The organism is Cohnella zeiphila, assembly GCF_014212055.1.
Taxonomy (GTDB): domain Bacteria; phylum Bacillota; class Bacilli; order Paenibacillales; family Paenibacillaceae; genus Cohnella; species Cohnella zeiphila.
In genome coordinates, this window is record NZ_JACJVO010000020.1 from 117,438 (window position 1) to 136,408 (window position 18,971).

At 60.0% G+C, this 18,971-nt stretch carries 20 protein-coding genes; 16 read left to right on the forward strand and 4 right to left on the reverse strand.

The window, feature by feature from the left end; genetic code table 11:
* The first annotated feature begins 122 nt into the window (after window positions 1-122).
* Complete coding sequence (locus H7C18_RS16275) at window positions 123-266, forward strand: hypothetical protein (protein ID WP_185130139.1); 144 nt, start codon at window positions 123-125, stop codon at window positions 264-266.
* A 126-nt stretch (window positions 267-392) separates the two neighbouring features.
* Here H7C18_RS16275 and H7C18_RS16280 read toward each other — a convergent pair whose 3' ends face one another.
* Complete coding sequence (locus tag H7C18_RS16280) at window positions 393-761, reverse strand: helix-turn-helix domain-containing protein (protein WP_185130140.1); 369 nt, start codon at window positions 759-761, stop codon at window positions 393-395.
* Window positions 762-1,040: 279 nt separating this feature from the next.
* Here H7C18_RS16280 and H7C18_RS16285 point away from each other — a divergent pair, with 279 nt between their 5' ends.
* From H7C18_RS16285 to cls, 13 genes are all read left to right on the forward strand, one after another.
* Entirely contained in the window at window positions 1,041-1,502 is a 462-nt protein-coding gene (locus H7C18_RS16285) for a PilZ domain-containing protein (protein ID WP_185130141.1), read from the forward strand.
* A 64-nt stretch (window positions 1,503-1,566) separates the two neighbouring features.
* Window positions 1,567-2,643 (forward strand): LCP family glycopolymer transferase, encoded by a 1,077-nt coding sequence (locus H7C18_RS35155; protein ID WP_185130142.1) that lies wholly within the window; start codon window positions 1,567-1,569, stop codon window positions 2,641-2,643.
* A 145-nt stretch (window positions 2,644-2,788) separates the two neighbouring features.
* Complete coding sequence (locus H7C18_RS16295; RefSeq protein WP_185130143.1) at window positions 2,789-3,556, forward strand: DeoR/GlpR family DNA-binding transcription regulator; 768 nt, start codon at window positions 2,789-2,791, stop codon at window positions 3,554-3,556.
* 202 nt (window positions 3,557-3,758) lie between these two features.
* Window positions 3,759-4,565, forward strand: a complete 807-nt coding sequence (locus H7C18_RS16300) for an HAD-IIA family hydrolase (RefSeq protein WP_420481864.1) — start codon at window positions 3,759-3,761, stop codon at window positions 4,563-4,565.
* A gap of 3 nt (window positions 4,566-4,568) precedes the next feature.
* The gene (locus tag H7C18_RS16305) at window positions 4,569-5,771 is read left to right on the forward strand and encodes a sn-glycerol-1-phosphate dehydrogenase (RefSeq protein WP_185130144.1); all 1,203 of its coding nucleotides are present in this window, start codon (window positions 4,569-4,571) and stop codon (window positions 5,769-5,771) included.
* A gap of 191 nt (window positions 5,772-5,962) precedes the next feature.
* Entirely contained in the window at window positions 5,963-7,393 is a 1,431-nt protein-coding gene (locus tag H7C18_RS16310) for a serine hydrolase domain-containing protein (protein ID WP_185130145.1), read from the forward strand.
* A gap of 202 nt (window positions 7,394-7,595) precedes the next feature.
* Window positions 7,596-8,822 (forward strand): glycosyltransferase, encoded by a 1,227-nt coding sequence (locus tag H7C18_RS16315; protein WP_185130146.1) that lies wholly within the window; start codon window positions 7,596-7,598, stop codon window positions 8,820-8,822.
* A gap of 5 nt (window positions 8,823-8,827) precedes the next feature.
* Window positions 8,828-10,000: a GNAT family N-acetyltransferase gene (locus H7C18_RS16320; protein WP_185130147.1), complete on the forward strand. Its 1,173-nt coding sequence runs from the start codon at window positions 8,828-8,830 to the stop codon at window positions 9,998-10,000.
* A gap of 254 nt (window positions 10,001-10,254) precedes the next feature.
* Window positions 10,255-11,301: a UDP-glucose 4-epimerase GalE gene (gene galE, locus H7C18_RS16325; RefSeq protein ID WP_185130148.1), complete on the forward strand. Its 1,047-nt coding sequence runs from the start codon at window positions 10,255-10,257 to the stop codon at window positions 11,299-11,301.
* Between the two features lie 78 nt (window positions 11,302-11,379).
* Window positions 11,380-11,541, forward strand: coding sequence for a hypothetical protein (locus H7C18_RS16330; RefSeq protein WP_185130149.1), 162 nt, complete (start codon window positions 11,380-11,382; stop codon window positions 11,539-11,541).
* Window positions 11,542-11,753: 212 nt separating this feature from the next.
* Window positions 11,754-12,677, forward strand: coding sequence for an ABC transporter ATP-binding protein (locus H7C18_RS16335; protein ID WP_185130150.1), 924 nt, complete (start codon window positions 11,754-11,756; stop codon window positions 12,675-12,677).
* Window positions 12,661-13,479 (forward strand): ABC transporter permease, encoded by an 819-nt coding sequence (locus tag H7C18_RS16340; protein WP_337913597.1) that lies wholly within the window; start codon window positions 12,661-12,663, stop codon window positions 13,477-13,479. The genes H7C18_RS16335 and H7C18_RS16340 overlap by 17 nt, the downstream gene beginning before the upstream one ends.
* A 193-nt stretch (window positions 13,480-13,672) precedes the next feature.
* Window positions 13,673-15,100 (forward strand): cardiolipin synthase, encoded by a 1,428-nt coding sequence (gene cls, locus H7C18_RS16345; protein ID WP_185130152.1) that lies wholly within the window; start codon window positions 13,673-13,675, stop codon window positions 15,098-15,100.
* Between the two features lie 14 nt (window positions 15,101-15,114).
* On the opposite strand, the gene ligD is transcribed toward cls, so the two are convergent.
* Entirely contained in the window at window positions 15,115-16,005 is an 891-nt protein-coding gene (gene ligD, locus H7C18_RS16350; protein ID WP_185130153.1) for a non-homologous end-joining DNA ligase, read from the reverse strand.
* Window positions 16,006-16,198: 193 nt separating this feature from the next.
* Here ligD and H7C18_RS16355 point away from each other — a divergent pair, with 193 nt between their 5' ends.
* Together H7C18_RS16355 and sda are read left to right on the forward strand one after the other, a co-directional pair.
* Window positions 16,199-16,879 (forward strand): YheC/YheD family protein, encoded by a 681-nt coding sequence (locus H7C18_RS16355; RefSeq protein WP_185130154.1) that lies wholly within the window; start codon window positions 16,199-16,201, stop codon window positions 16,877-16,879.
* A gap of 272 nt (window positions 16,880-17,151) precedes the next feature.
* Entirely contained in the window at window positions 17,152-17,295 is a 144-nt protein-coding gene (sda, locus tag H7C18_RS16360; protein WP_238357751.1) for a sporulation histidine kinase inhibitor Sda, read from the forward strand.
* 16 nt (window positions 17,296-17,311) lie between these two features.
* Here the strand turns inward: sda and H7C18_RS16365 are convergent, their stop codons facing one another.
* The gene (locus tag H7C18_RS16365) at window positions 17,312-17,548 is read right to left on the reverse strand and encodes a hypothetical protein (protein WP_238357738.1); all 237 of its coding nucleotides are present in this window, start codon (window positions 17,546-17,548) and stop codon (window positions 17,312-17,314) included.
* Between the two features lie 179 nt (window positions 17,549-17,727).
* On the reverse strand, window positions 17,728-18,720 hold the full coding sequence (locus tag H7C18_RS16370; protein WP_185130156.1) for an NAD(P)/FAD-dependent oxidoreductase: 993 nt from the start codon (window positions 18,718-18,720) through the stop codon (window positions 17,728-17,730).
* Window positions 18,721-18,971 lie beyond the last annotated feature (251 nt).

The following is an 18,971-nucleotide window of genomic DNA, read 5'->3' on the forward strand; positions in this document are numbered from 1 at the left end:
CATTCGACAAAAACTTATCCAAAAACCGGAAGATTCGTTGCATTGTCCGACAACCTCTGCGTTCTTCATCCTTTATAATGGTCTACATAAGAGGAAGATGTTCCAGAAGTGAGGGTGTGTGGATGGGAAAAGAGCGGGATCTGCAAAGCGACGACAAAAATAGGCAGCAGACAATTGTGGAAATTGACATCCGTAAAATACTCGAGCAGATGGGCATATCGGAAGAGAAGTGGCCGGAAGAGTGGATGAGAAAGGAAACGGTGTAGCAAGTAAAGCACTCTCGGAATGTATACATAGGGATGAAAGCGCTAAACCTCAGCGATGAACGGCGGGCATAAGCCCTTCGGTCGCTGAGGTTTCGTCCTGTTCGGAAGAGTCGAGCGGGCTCCCGTTCAATTCATGGCCCGCTCCGCGCGCACGAACGCGATAAAGCGGCGGGCTTCTTCCGGCGTCAGCCTGCGTCCGTCAATGGTAAGCGCGAACTTCTCGAGCAGTTCCGCTTCGGACAACTCCAATTGATCGGCGAAGCTGCGGACGTCCTCGTCCAGCATTCCTTGCGGATGGTCCGTCCGACCGACCAAATAGTCGATCGACACGTGGAACAGATCGGCTACCTTCGTCAGTGTCTCCGTATCGGGTTCCCTCCGGTTCTTCTCGTAGTGGGACAAAGCCGCCCTGGAGATGCCGAGGGAAGTAGACAACTCTTCTTGGGTCCAACCGCGCTGGTCGCGCAATTGGGCGATGCGGCCGCCAATATTCATCAGTTTCCCTCCCTTTTGATCCATTTGTAAACATCATAATATGTTTACGATTTGTTTGCATTGCTTGCGACAAAACGTCGCACTTTCCTCGAAAACCCCTAAATTTTAAGGTCAAATGCAAAAATATCTACTTGACACGATACAGATCGTGACATATTGTAAGAGTATGCATGATACATTACGTATCTAAAATTCAGCTTGCCCAACAGTATATTTTATTATACCAGTTTCGAGTGCTTGCAAGGATAAGCTTTTTCTCATTTTGACGGAGGGACGCGCATGAATTGGGAGGACGCCGGAAGCGGCTTTACGCGCCGGAAGCATGTTCGTCTTCAGATGCCCGCGGAAGAAGGGGCGCTTGTTCGGATCGTGGCGATCGCTTCTCGGGCGCTTGCCAGTCCGCCCGGACGGGTCCGGCTCGCGAACGTCAGCGAGGGCGGCTGCTGCTTCGAAAGCGGGCTGCGTTTCCCCGTTCTTCCCGAGATGCGCCTGGAGCTGGGGTGGCCGATCGACGATTGCCCGCTCGCTCTGCCGGGCCATATCGTCTGGCGCGCGGATACGGTGGACGGTTACCGCTACGGCATGAAGTTCGCCTTAAGCGAGATGCAGCGCACCGCTCTGATCGGGCGGCTGAACGAACGGTTGATCGAGCTATGCCCCGACCAGACGAAAATTCATGCCTTGTACCGCATGCTCTCGGCACGACCGAAGCCGGGCCGCGGCAAAGAAGCGTCGATATGAACGGTCCGCGCCGCGGCCCACCGATGGAAATCATACGAATCCGAAACGTTTGGCGGGTGATGGCGTGACTCGGAAATGGAAACGTCTCTTATGGATATCGGCTGCAGGCGTGCTCCTCGCGGTAGGCGGAACGATCGTTTACTTGGGCAACGAGGTTCGGGTGGCAGCCGACCGCATGTACGAGCCTCTGTCGTCCGCGAAAGCAAGTTATGAGGCGAAGGACCCGGAGCTGCAAGCTTGGCGAAGTCAATCCGCTGCCAATCCGGCTCCGGCGGATGCTGACGGGGAAGGGAGCGTTCGGGCTCTGGCCAAAGGGCCGACGGAAGTCCAGGCAGACGCTTCGTCCGGCGGCGGCGCGGTAAAGATGTCTGCGGCCCAATCTGCGGCGCAGCGCTCCCAGGGCGCCTTCACGGTACTGCTCGCCGGAGTCGACGAGCGGGCCGGGGACAGGGGGCGAACGGACACGCTGATGGTGCTGACGGTGAACGAGGCGCGGGAGGCGGCCTTCCTGTTCAGCATTCCGAGGGATACCTATGCCGATCTCGTTCCGAAAGGAACGAAGGACAAAATCAACCATGCCTACGCGTTCAGCGGAATCGAAGGCACCGTATCGACGGTGGAGCATTTCCTCGACATTCCGATCGATCATTACGTCAAGGTGAATATGGAAGGGTTCGAGAAGATCGTGGACACGCTTGGAGGCGTGGACGTGACCAATTCGTTCGCTTTCGATTCGGAGGGGGACCATTTTCCGGCGGGCGAGCTCCATTTGACCGGCGAGGAGGCGCTCAATTACACCCGCATGCGGCATGAAGATCCCCGGGGGGATTTCGGGCGCAACGAACGGCAGCGGCAAGTGCTGAACCGGCTGGTGGACAAGGCGGCGGATTGGAAAAATTCGTTGGAGATCACGAACGTTCTCCGCAGCGTCAGCCGCAACGTCAAAACCGACTTTACGCTCGGCCAGCTGACCGACCTGGTGACCAAGCACAGGGACGTGGTCCGATCGGTCGAGAGCACGGAAGTGAAAGGCCAGGGCAAGATGATGGGCGGAATCTACTATTATATTGTCGGTCAGACGGAAAGGGATCGGCTTCACGACGAGATCAAGTCGTACTTGATGGACGACGGAACGAAGTAGACCTTCATCGGCTTTTCCCGCCGCGCAAACTGCGCGGCTTTTTCGTTGTCCCGGAAAAGGCGCGGATTGTCGTTTCGGGAGAAAAGTTGCCGTTTATCGTCGTTTTCCGTTACGATAGGGTAAAAACAGTTCGGAGGGGATGGTCATGTTCGCATCGCAGCGAAGGGACTATATCGCGGAGGCGCTGCGCAAGCATCGGCAGGTCACGGTGAGAGAGCTGGCCGCCGAGCTGGGCGTATCGGAAGGCACGCTGCGCACCGACCTGCGGCTGATGGAGGACGAAGGGCTGCTGGAGCGGACGCACGGCGGAGCGGTGCCGCCCCGAAGCCGCTCGTCCGCCGCTCAAGCGCAGCCGCAAACTTCCCGCAGCGAATTGAACCCCGCGGAGAAGCGCGCGATCGGACGCGCCGCCGCCGAGTTGGTAGCGAAAGGGCAATGCGTCATGCTCGACGCAAGTTCGACGGCGCTCGAGCTGGCGCGCCAGCTGGTCGACTTCGATTACTTGACGATCGTGACGAACGGACTCGAAGCGGCGATGGAACTGAATCGGAATCCCCGCGTCAACGTCATTCTGATCGGCGGGGTGCTGCGCCCTTCCTCCCGGACGATCGAAGGCCTTCTCGGCAAAAGCATTCTGCACGACATTCATGCGGATTTGTTCTTCACTTCCGCGGAGGGGTTTACTCTCAAAGCCGGCATGACCGACTTCAGCCCCTACGAGGCGGAGCTCAAGAAGGAGATGGCCGCCAACGCGTCGCAGGTCGTGGCCCTGCTGGATCATACGAAGCTGGGACGCCGATCGATCGCCACTTCCATTCACGCCGATCGGATTCGGACGCTGGTGACGGACGCGCAGGCGGATCCGTCCTTTCTGCAGACGCTCGGCCGGATGCGGATCGTCACGGCCAAATGAAGGGAAATGAAAGTCCGTTTGCGAACAAACGAAGAATCGAATGAACGCAAATGAAAATGCCGGCAAACGATAACAAAAGTTGACAAACGGCGATGATGCGGCGGAAAATGGAGTTAACCATACAATGACCGATGATGTTGTCAGCAGGCAATGAACCGTTAGCGGGCGAACCGTCGGATGGAAGGACAGGGGGAGGAAGTTGCTGAACGGGATCGCGGATTTGAGCGGTTTTGACGGATTTCTGATTGATCTGGACGGCACGATCTATCGGGGAGACCTGCTGATCGATGGAGCGGCGGATACGGTGCGGCGGTTGTTCCGTGAAGGCAAAAGGGTCGTGTTCGTGAGCAATCGAGGCAATATTTCCCGGGACATGTGCAAAGCGAAGCTGGCCGGCATGGGGCTGGACGTTCCGGCCGAGAGCCTGCTGCTGACTTCGACCGCATCCGGCATGTACCTGAAGGAGAGGGATCCGGATTCCGCGGTCTGGGTGCTTGGGGAACAGGGGCTCAAAGACGAATTGGCGACTTTCGGCATCCGGCTGGCGCCGCGGCCGGAAGATTCGGATTGGCTCGTCATCACGCTGCACGAGACGGTGACGTACCGGGAGCTTAATATGGCGTTCCGAGCGATCCGAAGCGGGGCGCGCATTCTGGCGACGAACGAGGACCGGATGGTTCCGACCGCCGAAGGCGATTCGCTGGACGTGGCCGGCATGATCGGAGCCGTCTGCCATCCGGCCGGCCGCTGGCCCGACGTCGTCATCGGCAAGCCGTCCGAATGGATGGCGCAGGCGGCGCTGCGCACGCTCGGTTTGCCGCCGGAGCGATGTCTGGTCATCGGCGACAGCCTGCATTCCGACATCGCCCTTGCGAAGCGGCACGGAATGTCCGCCGCGCTGGTGCTGACCGGACTCGCCGATCATGGGAGTGCGTACGGCGGAGAATATAAGCCGGATTACGTTTGGGATTCGATCGCCGGCTTGAACGGTTTACTGGAAGGAGTTTAACCGATGAGCGACATCTTGAGAAGCGTTCGGGACGAAGCCGAACGGCAAGGAAGAAGCCTGGAAGGACTCTCTTTTCCCCAGATCATCCGGTTGGGTGCGGGAGCGTCCCGGGAAACGGCCGCCTACTTGCTGGAGGCCGGCCATCGCAAGGTTGCGCTGGTCGCCGACGACCGGACGTATGCGGCGGCCGGCCGGGACCTGGAGAAGCAGCTGACGGCGGCGGGGTTGACGGCATCGACGACCCTCATCAAGCCGAACGAGATCGGCGACGTCGCGGCCGACGAGGCGTCGATCGTGCAGCTGCTGCTGGATTTGCAGCGAACGGGCGCGACCGTTTGCGTCGCGGCGGGATCCGGAACCGTGCATGACATCGTCCGGTACGCGGCTTATTCGTGGCACGTTCCGTTCGTATCGGTGCCGACGGCCGCTTCCGTCGACGGCTTCACGTCCAAAGGCGCGCCGCTGATCATCCGAGGCGAGAAAATCACGGTGCCGGCGATCGGACCCGACGCGCTGTTCGCGGATACCGAAATTTTGACGCGGGCGCCGGCGGCGATGGCGGCAGCGGGATTCGGCGACATGCTCGGCAAGTTCACGTCGCTGTTCGACTGGAGCTTCGGAAGGCAGGTAGCGAACGAACCGGACGACCCGCTGACGGAGTCGCTCACCGAGCGCGCGCTTCTGGCCTGCGCCGCCCATGCCGACGAGATCGGCCGCGGAACCGAAGAAGGTCTTGCCGTGTTGATGACGGCGCTGATCGAATCGGGTCTCGCCATGCTCATTCTCGGACAGTCCCATTCGGCCTCCGGGGCGGAGCACCATCTGTCGCACTACTGGGAGATGGAATTCATTCGCGGCCGGCGCCGGCAGCTGCTTCACGGCGCGAAGGTCGGCGTGGCCTGCTCCGTCGTCTCCGGCTTGTACAAGCGGATCGCCGAAGAGGGGCTGCCGGCCGTCCCGGCAAACTCGCCGCTTCGCGACGCATGGCGGATCGCCGAATCCGGCTGGTCCGACATCCGCGAGCGGATCCGCCGGCTGCCCGGCGAGGAGCAGATTCGCGAACTGCTGCGCACGGTGCACGGTCCGGACACGATCCAGGCGCTCGGCATCGACGCCGGTCTCCGCGACCGCGCGCTGCGCGAAGCCGATCTGGTCCGTCCCGGCCGAACGACGCTGCTTCGCCTCTACAACTCGGCGTTTCGATAAGAATAAGCAAGAGCGGCAACCCGCAGGATGGACGCTTCGAACAGGCGCCTCTCGCGGGTTGCTTGCTTGAAAGGGGAGCAGCGCTTTTTTTACGCTGCATCCTCCAATCGGCAGAGCGAAAAGCAGGAATGAGCGTTCATCCGCCGAACTTTCATAGGGAGAAGAGGGTCAAGAAGATTGGAGGAATCCCCATGACCATTCGATTGCCCAGAAGCGCCCCGGAGTCGCAAGGCATCTCGTCGAACGCGGTTTCGCGCTTTTTGCAAGCGATTGCGGAAAACGATATCGAGCTGCACAGCCTGATGCTGGTCCGGCACGGCCAAGTCGTGGCCGAAGGCTGGTGGGCGCCGTACGCGGCCCCGCTGAAGCACAAGATGTTCTCGCTGAGCAAGAGCTTCACTTCCTCTGCCGTCGGCTTCGCCGTCACCGAAGGGCTGCTGTCGCCGGATGACAAGGTGCTGTCCTTCTTCCCCGAAGACGTGCCGAACGATCCGTCTCCCCATCTGGAAGCGATGCGGGTCAGACATCTGTTGACGATGGCGACCGGCCATACGGCGGATACGATCGACCCCATGAAGATGACGCCCGACGGCAATTGGGCTGCCGAGTTCCTGCGGCTTCCGGTGGACAAGGCTCCGGGCACGCACTTCTTGTACAATACGGGCGCCACTTACATGCTGTCCGCCATCCTGCGCAAGGCGACGGGGCAGAACTTGCTCGATTACCTGCGGCCGCGCCTGCTGGAGCCGCTCGGCATCGAAGGGGCGACTTGGGAGACCTGCCCTCGCGGAATCGCGATCGGCGGCTATGGATTGAGCATTACGACGGAAGATATCGCCAAGTTCGGACAGCTCTATTTGAACAAGGGACTATGGGGCGAAAGGCGGATTTTGCCGGAAAATTGGATCGAGGAGGCGACCTCGAAGCAGATCGCGAACGGAGACGAAGGGGAGAGCGATTGGGCGCAAGGCTACGGATACCAGTTCTGGAGATGCCGCCACGGGGTTTACCGCGGCGACGGGGCGTTCGGACAGTTCTGCATCGTGATGCCGCAGCAGGATGCCGTGCTGGCGATCACAAGCGGAACGAATGACATGCAGGGCGTGCTCAACCGGGTTTGGGAGCATCTTCTTCCCGCCATGCGGCCCGGGGCGGCCGCAGAAGATCCGCAGGCGTATGCCGAGTTGAACGCTCAACTGAAGGGATTGAAGCTGGAGCCTCCCGAGCGGACGCCGTCGTCGCCGAGAGAACGATCATTGCCGGCGGAGACTTATCGATTGGAAGAAAACGAACGGACTTGGAAAGCGCTCGCGATCCGGTTCGAGAAGGACGAAGCCGTCCTGACGTTCCAAGAGGAAAGCGAAATACACGAGCTGCGATGCGGACGCGAGTCGTGGGCGGAAGGGACATCGAAGCTGCTGGAAGGAACGGATTCCCGTCTCGCGGCTGCCTTTACCTGGGAGAACCCGGACCGGCTGCTGCTCACGCTCCGCTTTATCGAAACCCCGTTCTGCATTACGGCTGCGGTCGACTTCGAAGACGATGAAGTCCGCTTTTCCTACCGGATCAATGTCGGATTCGGAGGCCAAGAAGCGCCCCCGATTCGAGGCCGTCTCCGGTAAGGCCCTGCCCCATCGAAGGAGGGCGGCCGATGCGCCGCCCCCTCTGTCCTTCCCGTTGCCATTTTCCTCTCTATTTCATATCCCATGGAACGACGACGATTGATAAGCTTGACATGTTACTAATTGTATCATAAATTAAAATAAATATACGAACGGTATCTGCGGGCGGCAGGCCCGGGGCTGCCGCGAGGAGGGGCTGCGCGTGAAGGTGTTGTTTCTAGCCGGCGTTTCGTCTCCGCAACGCATCGCTTTTTTTAACCGATTGGGAACGTTCTGCGAGTTGACGGTATGGTTTCAGTCGCGCGGCGAGCCGAAGCGGGAGGAACGGGGCGAAGAACCCGGCGCTTTATTCCGCTGCCGGTTCCTCTCGGGCTCCGCCGATGGGCGCGGCAATCGTCTGAATCTCTCGGTGCTGCGGGCGCTGGAGCAGGAGCCTTTCGACGTTTACGTTCTCGGAAGCTGCAGCTCGCCGACCGAGATGCTGGCCATCCAATGGCTGAAGCTCAGGCGAAAGCGATTCATTCTGAACGCCGAAGGAACGTTCGTCTCCGATGTTAGCCGGGTGCGGCGCAAGCTCAAGCGCTATTGGGTATCCGGCGCCGACCTGTGGCTGTCGTCGGGCAGGAGCTGTACGCGTTATTTGCAGGAGAACGGTGCCGATCCGGAGAGAATTCTGGAATATCCGCTAGCCTTGAACCGGTTCGGGGGACAGGAGCTTGCTCCGCTGACAGAGGAGGAGAGGGGCGCGCTCAGGCGTCGCGAAGGACTGCAGGGAACGGTCTTTCTGTCGATCGGTCCCTTCCTCCCGCGCAACGGAGTCGACGTTCTACTGGATGCGTTCGGCCGGCTGTCCGCCGCCGGCGCCAGCCTGCTCTTGATCGGGGACGGCCCCGAGCGGGAAAAGTACGAGCGCACCGTTCGGGACCGCGGAATCCGGCACGTCGTGATCAAAACTTACCTGCCGAAGCGGGAACTGCTTCGCTATTGGAAAGTCGCGGACGTCTTCGCGCTGCCGGCGCGCGAAGAAACATGGGGATCCGCGCTGAACGAGGCGATCGGCTTCGGGCTGCCGATCGTGTCGACGACGAAGGCCGGAGCGGCGCTCGATCTGGTCCGGGACGGGACGAACGGGTTCCTGGTGCCTCCGGACAATGCGGCGATGCTCGCCGAGCGGCTCGGCAAGCTGGCGGGCGATCCGGAGCTTCGCGGCCGCTTCGGCGCGGAGAGCCGCAAGCTATCGGAGCAATACAGCATAGAGAGAATGGTCGAGGAGCATGTCCGGGCGCTGGAACAGTTCGTCCGGGATGCCGAGAGGAAGCCGGAGTCCATCTCCGCGCCGCTTGGTTTAGACGGACCGAGCGCCATACCGAAGGCCGAGCCGGGGCAGGAGCTTGAGCAGGCGGGCATGCGCCGCACCGAAGGGGTCTAAAGTCGATGCGGGCGGAAGTGATCGCTTGTCTGGAACGGTTGGAGAGTCTGTCGGAAAGCTGGGCGGAGCTCGTCGCCGAGATGGATCGTCCGGATTTGTACGATACCTGGGAATGGGTGATCAGCTGTCTGACCCGCTTCCATGGGAAAGCCGCGGAGCCGTTCGTCATCGCCGTATTCGACGGCGATCGGTGCGTGGGCATCGCGCCGCTGCATCGGGTGAACGAACGGCATGGAGGGATGATCGTCCGAACGCTTCAATGGATTACATACGGGCTCGCTATGTACGGCGGCTTCTGCCTGCACGGCGGCCGCAATGAGGCCGAAGTGCTGGGGAAGATGGCGGACGCCCTCGTCGCTTGCCGCGACGAATGGGATCTGCTCAAGCTGGCGAACGTCAATTCAAGCCGCAACGCCACCTTTCTCGTCCGGAAGCTGCTGGCGGACCGCTTCAGTCTCTACGCCGAGGAAGCCGATTACGTTCCGTATCTGAATCTGGTGAAGGACTACCCCGGCAAAATCAACGGCAAGGAGCGCAAAGACATCGAGCGGCGGGAGCGGAACTTGCTGCGGGAGCGCCGCGTGCGGATCGAGCTCGACCGGCCGTTCTCCGCCGACGTATGGGAACGCGCGCTTGAGCTTCATCTCGCCAAGTGGCCCGACAGTCTGCTGCACGATCCCCGCTATCGCGGCTTCTGCCGGCAGCTTTACGAAGATTTAAGCGATCGCGGCCAGCTCGGCATGTCCTACTTGGAGATCGACGGAAGGATCGAAGCCGTCAACGTCTGCCATTTCATGAATCGCAAAGTGTACGGCAAGCTGACGGCCTATTCGCCCGAGTATGCCCGTTACGGCTTGGGCCTGATTCTGCTTAACCGCCTGCTGTGTCATTATCGCGACAAGGGCATGGAGGAGTTCGACTTCGAGGGCGGGACGCAGCCGTTCAAGTTCTATTGGACGGATACGGTGCGCAAGAACTTCAATTACTATGTCTGCAACAACAATGCGAAAAGAACGTTTCTTCGTCTCTGGTGCGCGCTGGTCTTGAAACGCAGCCTGGCGATTCGCGCCCGAAAACTCGCTTGGAGAAGTCGTCTGAGGGCGCTAAGGACCCGCCGGGTCCCGATCGTTTCGCCGAAGGTCGCCCGCGTTCCGGCTAAACCGCTTCGGGACGGTTGAAGCAGTCCCGGCTCTATGAAGAAAATATTGTTACCAATTGTATCAAAGCGCAAATTATTGTGCAGATACAAATCGTGACGCCGCTAAAAACCCTCACCGGAAAAGCTCCATTTTGTTGAAAACTCCAGCTTGACACGGATACGATATGTATCATATAGTGGAAGAGTCATAGATACGTTCAGTCGCAAGATGCGGAGATCGTCAGCGGCCGTCGAACGCGATCGAACCTTCCACTAGGAACTGGAGGAATATTCATGAGAATTCTGGTGACGGGCGGAGCCGGCTATATCGGCAGCCATACCTGCCTGCAACTGCTGAAAGCCGGCCATGAAATCATCGTGTTCGACAACTTGCTGAACGGCAAGGAAGAAGCGCTGCTGCGCGTTCGCGACCTGGCCGGCTGTTCGTTCCCGTTCTATGCCGACGACTTGAGGGACCGCGAGGCGGTGGAGCGGGTGTTCCGCGAGCACGACATCGAAGCGGTCATTCATTTTGCCGGCTCCAAAGCGGTAGGCGAGTCCGTTCGTCTTCCGCTGGACTACTATTTCAACAACGTTTACGGCACGCTCGTGCTGTGCGATACGATGAAGCGGGCCGGCGTTCAGAAGATGGTGTTCAGTTCCTCCGCCACCGTCTACGGAATGCCGAGCCGCTGTCCGATCGACGAGACCTTTCCGCTGACGGCGCTGAATCCTTACGGGCGGTCGAAGCTCATGATCGAGGACATTCTTCGCGATTTAAGCCAATCGGATCCGAAATGGAGCATCGCCCTGCTCCGTTATTTCAACCCGATCGGCGCGCATCGGAGCGGCTTGATCGGCGAGGACCCGAGCGGTCCGCCGAATAATCTGCTGCCTTGCGTAACCCAAGTGGCCGTCGGCAAGCTTCCTTGCCTGGCGGTATACGGCAACGATTATCCGACGCCGGACGGGACGGCCATTCGCGATTACCTTCACGTGGAAGACCTGGCGGCCGGTCACTTGAAGGCGGTGGCCAAACTGTCGTCGCTGTACGGGGTCGAAGCCTATAACCTCGGCACGGGCAGAGGCTGGAGCGTGCTCGAAGTCGTTCGAGCGTTCGAGAAGGCGACGGGACGCCGCGTACCTTACGAGATCCGGGACAGAAGGCCGGGAGACGCCCCGATCGTTTTCGCCGACCCCGGCAAAGCCGAGCGCGAATTGGGGTGGACCGCAACGCGCGGACTCGAGGAGATGTGCCAGGATGCCTGGAGATGGCAGTCCCGCAATCCGAACGGATACGAGGTAGCTGTAACCGCGGGAGCGGAACGCCTGTCATCGTAGGGAACCGGATGCGGCTTGCCCGCAACGAGCGCGGAAGAGTGCGACCGCTTGCCTCCGGCCCCAGAAGGAGGGGAAAAAGTGGACGACGATACGAACCGAATGTTCTTCTGCGTCAAGTGCGCCAAGCTGCTGCCCGTCGATCGGGCGCAGATGTTGTTCCGGACGGGGTTCTACCGGATCGAATTCCCGCTCGGTCTCTGCGACGGCTGCCTGAAAGAACGGACCTTCCGTTTGCCTTGATTCGATCGGTTTATGCCCGGATGGGCTCCGTTATTGCCGCCGCGAAACGCGCGGGCGAGAGCGGGGCCTTTTGTTTGCCCGCAGGCGCGTAACGGAGGAGCGGGGCCGCATCGGGAAAGCGTTTAAGGTTAAATTTCGTTAAAAAGGGCGACTTTCGACTTAGGCTTGTTATAATGGTACAGACGTCCAATCTTGTAAGCGGAGGGAAGTTCATGTCTCAAACACCTGTCGCGCGTCTGCAGGATGTGACCAAGCGCATCGGCGGCCGCACGATCATCGATCGGGTATCGCTCGAAGTGTACCCGGGAGAAGTGTTCGGTTTTCTCGGACCGAACGGTTCGGGCAAGACGACGACCATCCGGATGATGGTCGGATTGATGGCGATGACATCGGGGGATATTTCCATCGGGGGGCACAGCGTCAAGCGAGAGTACCCGAAGGCGGCGTCGCAAGTCGGCGCGATCGTGGAAAATCCGGAAATGTACAAATATTTGACCGGCTATCAGAATCTCGTGCACTTCGCCCGGATGAATCCGTCCATTACCCGGCAGCGCATCGACGAAGTGGTCAAGCTGGTCGGCCTGTCCGGCCGCATTCATGACAAGGTAAGAAAATATTCGCTCGGCATGCGGCAGCGGCTCGGCGTCGCGCAGGCGATCATGCACCGCCCGAAGCTGCTCATTCTCGACGAGCCCACGAACGGTCTCGATCCGGCGGGCATCCGGGAACTGCGGGACTATCTGCGCCAGCTCGCGCAGGAGGAAGGGACATCGGTATTCGTCTCCAGCCACCTGCTGTCCGAGATGGAGCTGATGTGCGACCGGGTCGCCATTCTGCAGAAAGGCCAGCTGATCGACATCCGCTCCATTCGCGGGGAAACGGGGACGGCAGCGAAGGAAGCGGGGGAAGCGCTGTTCGAGGTGGATCATCCGGACGCCGCGCTCGGCATTCTGCAAGGCCAAGGCAGCGCCCGCATCGTGGACGGCCTGCTTCAATTGACGGCGGACCGGGACCTGATCGCCGAGACGAACAAGCGGCTCGTCGAAGCCGGCATCCGGGTATACGGCATCCGGGCCAAGACGAAGTCGCTGGAAGATCAGTTCCTTGAAGTGACGGGAGGTGAGACGGTTGGTTGATTTCTGGAAGCTGGTACAGAACGAGAATATGAAAATATATCTCCGTCTTCGCACCTGGATCATGTTGGGGATCGTCGTGCTCGTTCCGATTCTGGTCACGGTGATTTACGTGCTCGTATCGACGTCCGACAGCGCGAACGGTTGGGATATGATGAAGCTGCAGTCGTCCATCCTGTTCTCGCTGATCACCATCTTCACGGTCGTGGTGGCATCGGAATCCGTAGCCGGGGAATTCTCGACCGGGACGATCAAGCTGCTGCTCATCCGGCCTTGGAGCCGGGCGACGATTCTGCTGTCCAAGTATATTTCGCTGCTGCTGTTCTCGATCTTGTTCTCGGCCGTCTGCTTCCTGTTTACGTGGGGCATCAACGCGGCGCTGCTGGGAGCCGGATCCGACGCCAGCTCGGTCATCCCGGCCACTTCGGGATACGCCGGCCATTCGCCGTGGGCGTACATGAGCATGTATTATCTGTACCAATGGATTCAGCTCGTGCTCGTCGTCACGTTCTCGTTCATGATCTCCTCCGCGTTCCGGAGCGGCGGCCTGTCCATCGGGCTTTCGATCTTCCTGTTGTTCGCGGGAAACACGGTGACGGGGATCTTGTCCGCCACAACCCATAAACCCTGGATCAAGTACATTCTGTTCTCGAACACGGACCTGGCATCCTATCTGGACGGAGGCAGTCCGCTGCCTAATTTCCATATGACGCTCGGCTTCTCGCTGGCCGTTCTGGCCGTGTATTTCATCATCTTCAATGCGATCTCGTGGTCCGTGTTCATGAAGCGGGACGTCGCGGCGTAGCCCCGCCGAAACGTCTCGTCACGACAACATCGAAATGGCGCCTTCCGGCCTTTCTGGCGGAAGGCGTTTTTTGGTCCCGGGTCCCGCATCGCTTATTTTGCATTCGCTTCGGAGAAGAACGTATGAGGCCGCGCGGGGCCGAACAAGCTAGGGAAATGGCGTTTCAGCAGTCGAACCGAGTGGAGGTGCGCGAATGGGATGGCTTGCGGCCATTTTGCTGATTTTCATCTTCCAGGCGGCCACCATCCTGATGCTGGAGCACCGCCGCCCGGCCCATGCGGTCGCCTGGCTGTTCATCTTGTTCCTTGTGCCGGTCGTCGGCTTCGCGCTTTATTACTTTCTGGCCCATGAGTACCGGAGAAGACGCAGCGCGCGCCGGCGAGGGGCGGACGAACGGATGCGGGCGGAGCTGCTGGCGAGGAGCCGCACGATCGAAGGGCCGGACGATATGGCCAATGCCGCGTTTCCGGGGGAGGAGCGGCTCTTCAGGCTACTTCGCAAATCGGGCGCCGCCCCGATTACGGGCTGCAACCGGTCGCGGGTGCTGACGAACGCGGCCGAGGCCTACGAAGCGATGCTGGAAGCGATACGCGGGGCCGCCCGGCACATCCATTTCGCTTCTTATATTATTAGGGACGACGAGACGGGCCGCGCGTTCCGGGAGGAACTGATCGCCAAAGCCCGTCAAGGCGTGCGCATACGGCTGCTTTATGACGGCGTCGGCAGCTACAAGCTGGGCAGTACGTACCTTCGGCCGCTGCGGGAGGCGGGCGTGAGCTGCGCCTGTTTTTTCCCGCTGCGCCCCTCCTTCATGGGCCGAAGGTTCAACTACCGCAATCATCGGAAAATATTGGTGGTGGACGGAACGAAAGGGTTCGTCGGGGGAATCAACGTCGGGGACGAATATCTCGGCAAGCATCCGAAGCTCGGCTTCTGGCGGGATACGCATCTGCTGGTGGAGGGGGATGCCGTCTACGGCTTGCAGGAGGTATTCCTGAAGGACTGGGAGCTGGCGACGGGCGGCGACCGGCCGGACGAGCCCGGGCTGCTGCCCGCGCACGAATGCGCCGGCGAAGAGCGAATCCAGATCGTCGCCGGCGGCCCGGACCGGAAGGCGGACGCCATCCACGAGACGCTCTTCGCCGCGTTCTCCGCCGCGAAGGAGCGAATCTGGCTGGCGACGCCGTACTTCATTCCGAGCCCTGCCTTGGCGATGGCGCTCAAGACGGCGGCGCTCGGCGGGCTGGACGTGCGCCTGATCATTCCGCTCGTGCCGGACACCCGCGTCGTCCTGGCCGCCACGCTCTCTTACATCGAGGAAATGATGGAGGCCGGGGTGCGGGTCTGGCGGTACGAGCGGGGCTTCATCCACGCGAAGGTGGCGATCGTCGACCGAATGCTCGCTTCGGTGGGAACGGCCAACCTCGACTTGCGCAGCTTCTTCAGCAACTTCGAGACGAACGCGTACTTGTTCCATCCGAGCGCCATCGACCGCCTGGAGCGGGACTTCCTGCAGGATCTGGCGGACAGCCGCGAGTTGAATCCGACATCCTTCCGCGCCCGAGGCCGGGCGAGCAGGTTTCAGGAGGCGCTGGCCCGGATGCTCGCGCCTCTTCTGTAGAGCCTGCCTTCCGGCTACCGCAATGCGGCCATCGTTTGCAGCACTTCGCCCAACGGCTGGGCCGGAAGCTTCGCGATCAGATCGCCCCGCTCGCGCAGCCGCTGCTCGATGTTCAGCAGGTTGAAGTCGCCCGGGCGCGCGTCGGCGCGTACTTCGTCCCACGTAAGCGGCGTCGATATCGGCGCTCCCGGGCGAGCCCGAGGGGAATACGGGGCGACCAGCGTCCGTCCCGGATAATATTGAAGGTAATCGAGGTAGATGTTCGTGCCTCGATTTTTTTTGAGCCGCTCGACGGTGAACAGGTCCGGGTGCTTGGCGGTCAAATATTCGCTGACGAACTTCCCGAACCGGCGCAGATCGTCGAAAGTCGGACCGCGCCGGATCGGCATGACGAGCTGCACGCCCGTCGCCCCGGACGTCTTCGGCACCGCGTCCAGACCTAGCGAATGCAGCAGGTCGCCGGCCGCGGCGGCGGCTTCCATGATGCGCGGCTCCACCTCCATCGAAGGGTCGATGTCGAGCATCCAGCGGTCCGGCAGGCTTCCGTCGATTCGCTCGCAGGAGACGTGGAATTCGAGGCTGTACAAGCTGCCGAGCCAGAGCAGCGTCGGCGGGGAATCGAGCACGACGTAATGGATGTCGTTCTCCACGGCGATCCGAACGTAATCCGGAACGGGGCGGGGGCAGTTTTTCTGATAAAAGGAAATTCCTTCGATTCCTTCGGGATACCGGATCGTCGTCAAGAAGCGGTCTTCGCCATAGGGCAGCAGATAAGGAGCCAACGCCGCCAGCTTGGTCACGTAATCCAGCTTCGTGATGCCGGCGTCGGGCCAGATCAGCTTGTCGGGATGGGAAATGGCCAGTTCCCGGTCTCCCCATTTGATAACCGTCCGCTGCGCGGGCATGTCGGTCCCTCCTTCGCCAGCGGATCCCGCGCGTTCGCCGCTGCGGGCCGCTGCCGCTTAGCTTTCCCCGCTTTGGCGAACAAATCGGCGATTGAGCGAGATTTCGGGCGATTCGCAGGCGTCATTCATCCAAGAACCTGTCCGTTTGTACGAGTATGTATAAGTATACTAAGGGAAAGGAGACTCGAGTTGGATGAGTGAAGTCACGATCTCGTCAGGCAGACAACTTGCCAGCAAGTGGCTCAAGACGAACGCGCTTCTGGCCAATCCTTACCTAGCCAATCATATTCCCCCTTCGCGTCTGCTGAACGCCGCGAATTTGCGGACGATGCTGGGAAGGTACGGAATGGTCGTCATCAAGCCCGTAAGGGGAGGCGGCGGCATCGGCGTCATGAAGATCACCCGCGCAGGCGGCGCTTATAAATGCACCTACATGGCCAGAACCCATACCTTTCGCTCGTTCGGCGGACTGATGTCGCACGTGAACCGGAGCAGAAGGGGAAAGGCGTATCTGATTCAGAAAGGAATCCGGCTGGCGAGCGTCGGAGGAAGGCCGATCGATTATCGGGTGAAATACGTCAAAGAGAACGGCAGCTGGACGTTCCGCTCGATGGTCGGGCGATTGGCCCGGAGAGGCCTGTTCGTCACGAACTTATGCCGGGGCGGCTTGCAGATGACGGCGGCCCAAGGCATCGGCCGCTCGCTGTCGCCGCGTCTGATTTCCTCCAAAAAAAGCGAAATGAGACGTTTGACGCGAATGGCGACAAGCCTGATGGAGCGCCGCTTCCCTGGAATCGGTCAGCTCGGGTACGATTATGGAATCGACCGCAACGGACATATCTGGATTCTGGAAGTCAACACTCGACCGCAATAAGCGCGTCAATTCTACAAAATTCTCTATATAAAAGGTTAATCGCCGCAAATTCCGCAATGAAATCCTTTTATAGGCGGAGGAATCGACCAAGCTGTGTATAAGATTGTCCCCAACATTCACAGTTGCGTGTCTAGGGCTTCGAGAGTTTTTCAACAAAACGTCCACAGTTTATCCACGGGAAAGTGTGGATAACGAATCGCTTGTCCACCTTCTTCGCCTCGTGCTATGATGCCTTCACCGATCAATCGAAGGATGAAATGAGGGTGCTGAAGATGTTGCAGCTTCTATCGGACGAGTTGCTGTTGGAGGCCTATCATCATGCGCTTAGGCTGCAGTTGGAGAAGGAATTCGTCTACATGCTGCTGTCGGAGATTCGCCTCCGGAAGCTGAAGCTTTCGGAGGCGCAGGCGGGGTGAGCGGCCGGCTGTATCACTAGAGCGGCCACAGCGGCACGCGGATCGTAAACGTCTCCCGGCATTCGGGGCAGCTGGCGGCATGAAGGCAGACGCCGCTTGCCCCATCGTCCGGCATGGCGATAGAACCGTAGGGCGCATAAGGACCGACCCAGTCGGCCGCGCGCCCTTCGTCCGCGGCCTCGGCGCCGCAGCACGGGCAGCGAGGCTGGTGCGAAGCCAGCGCATTGCAAGCGGGACAGAGCAAAACGGGCATCCTCCTTAAGGCGAGCGAACCGGCTTGGCGGTTCGGGTTCTTAAGGGTAGGATGCCCTTTTTGTGCTTGCATAGGAAGTTACGTTAAATTTCCTGTGGATAACCGGGGGCTTTATCGGGGTCTCCCCCAAAAGCAATCGGAATGAACTTCAGAGCATCACGTCACTTTTGGAGTTGGCTTTACAGTTTCATGTTGCTGCTGTGGCCGGGGGACAGTCTGGCATCCGGATCTACATACACTTTGGCGTTGTTGATTGCGGTAGGCGCTTCTCCGAAGCCGACCGCGATCAGCTTCAGCTTGCCGGGATAGGCGGCGATGTCTCCGGCGGCGAAGATGCCGGGCACGTTCGTCTCCATTCGCGTATCGACGATAAGCGATCCGCCCTCGATCGCGAGGCCCCACTCGCCGATCGGGCCGAGCGAGCTGACGAAGCCGAAGTTGACGATGACGTCGTCGACGTCCAGTTCGCTCGTCTCCTTCGACTTCACGTCCGTCAGCGTCACCCACTCGATGGACGCTTCGCCGTGCAGCGCCGTGATCTCGGTCGGCACGATGACCCGGACGCCGGATTGATGAAGCAGCTCCACGCTATGCTCGTGCGCCCGGAACTTATCGCGCCGGTGAACGAGCGTCACTTCCGAGGCGATCGGCTCCAGCATGAGCGCCCAGTCGAGCGCCGAATCGCCGCCGCCGGTGAGCAGTACCTTGCGGCCGCGGAACCGCTCCAGATCGCTGACGAAGTAATGAAGGTTCGCCTTCTCGTAGCGGGCCGCTTCCGGAAGCTCCAGCTTCCGGGGCTCGAAAGCGCCGACGCCTCCGGTAATGATAACCGCTTTGGCTTCGTGCACGGCCTGGTCGGTCACGATCTCGAACCGCCGCTCCTCCAGTTTGCGAACCGATAGAACCTTTTCCTCCAGCCGAACGTCTGTATGGAAGAGATCCATCTGGCGCTTCAGGTTGTCGACGAGCTCCTGGGCTTTCACTTTGGGGAAACCCGCCACGTCGTAGATGTATTTCTCAGGGTAAAGGGCGGCAAGCTGTCCGCCCAACTGGGGCATGCTCTCGATCAGCGTAACCGACATCTGCCTCATGCCTCCGTAGAACGAGGCGAACATTCCGGTCGGTCCCCCGCCGATAATGGCTACGTCCGCGGACGTTGCGTAATGGCCCATTGTAAAGCACCTCCATGACTAAGGCTTCCTCATTCTTATCAATTATAAGCCCGGGGTTAAGGAAGAGGAATACCCGCCTCGGAAATGTCGAAAACTGTGAAAACCGTGCAACCGTTACCGCGGGATTTTTGTGGAGATGTCCAAACATTTTCGTGTAAACTGAACCTTGAAAATGCAAAAGAAAGCCGATATGATTCATTTGTATGGGAATCGGATACAGTTTGCCGGAGTGCTATTGTGTCTTTTTTCAC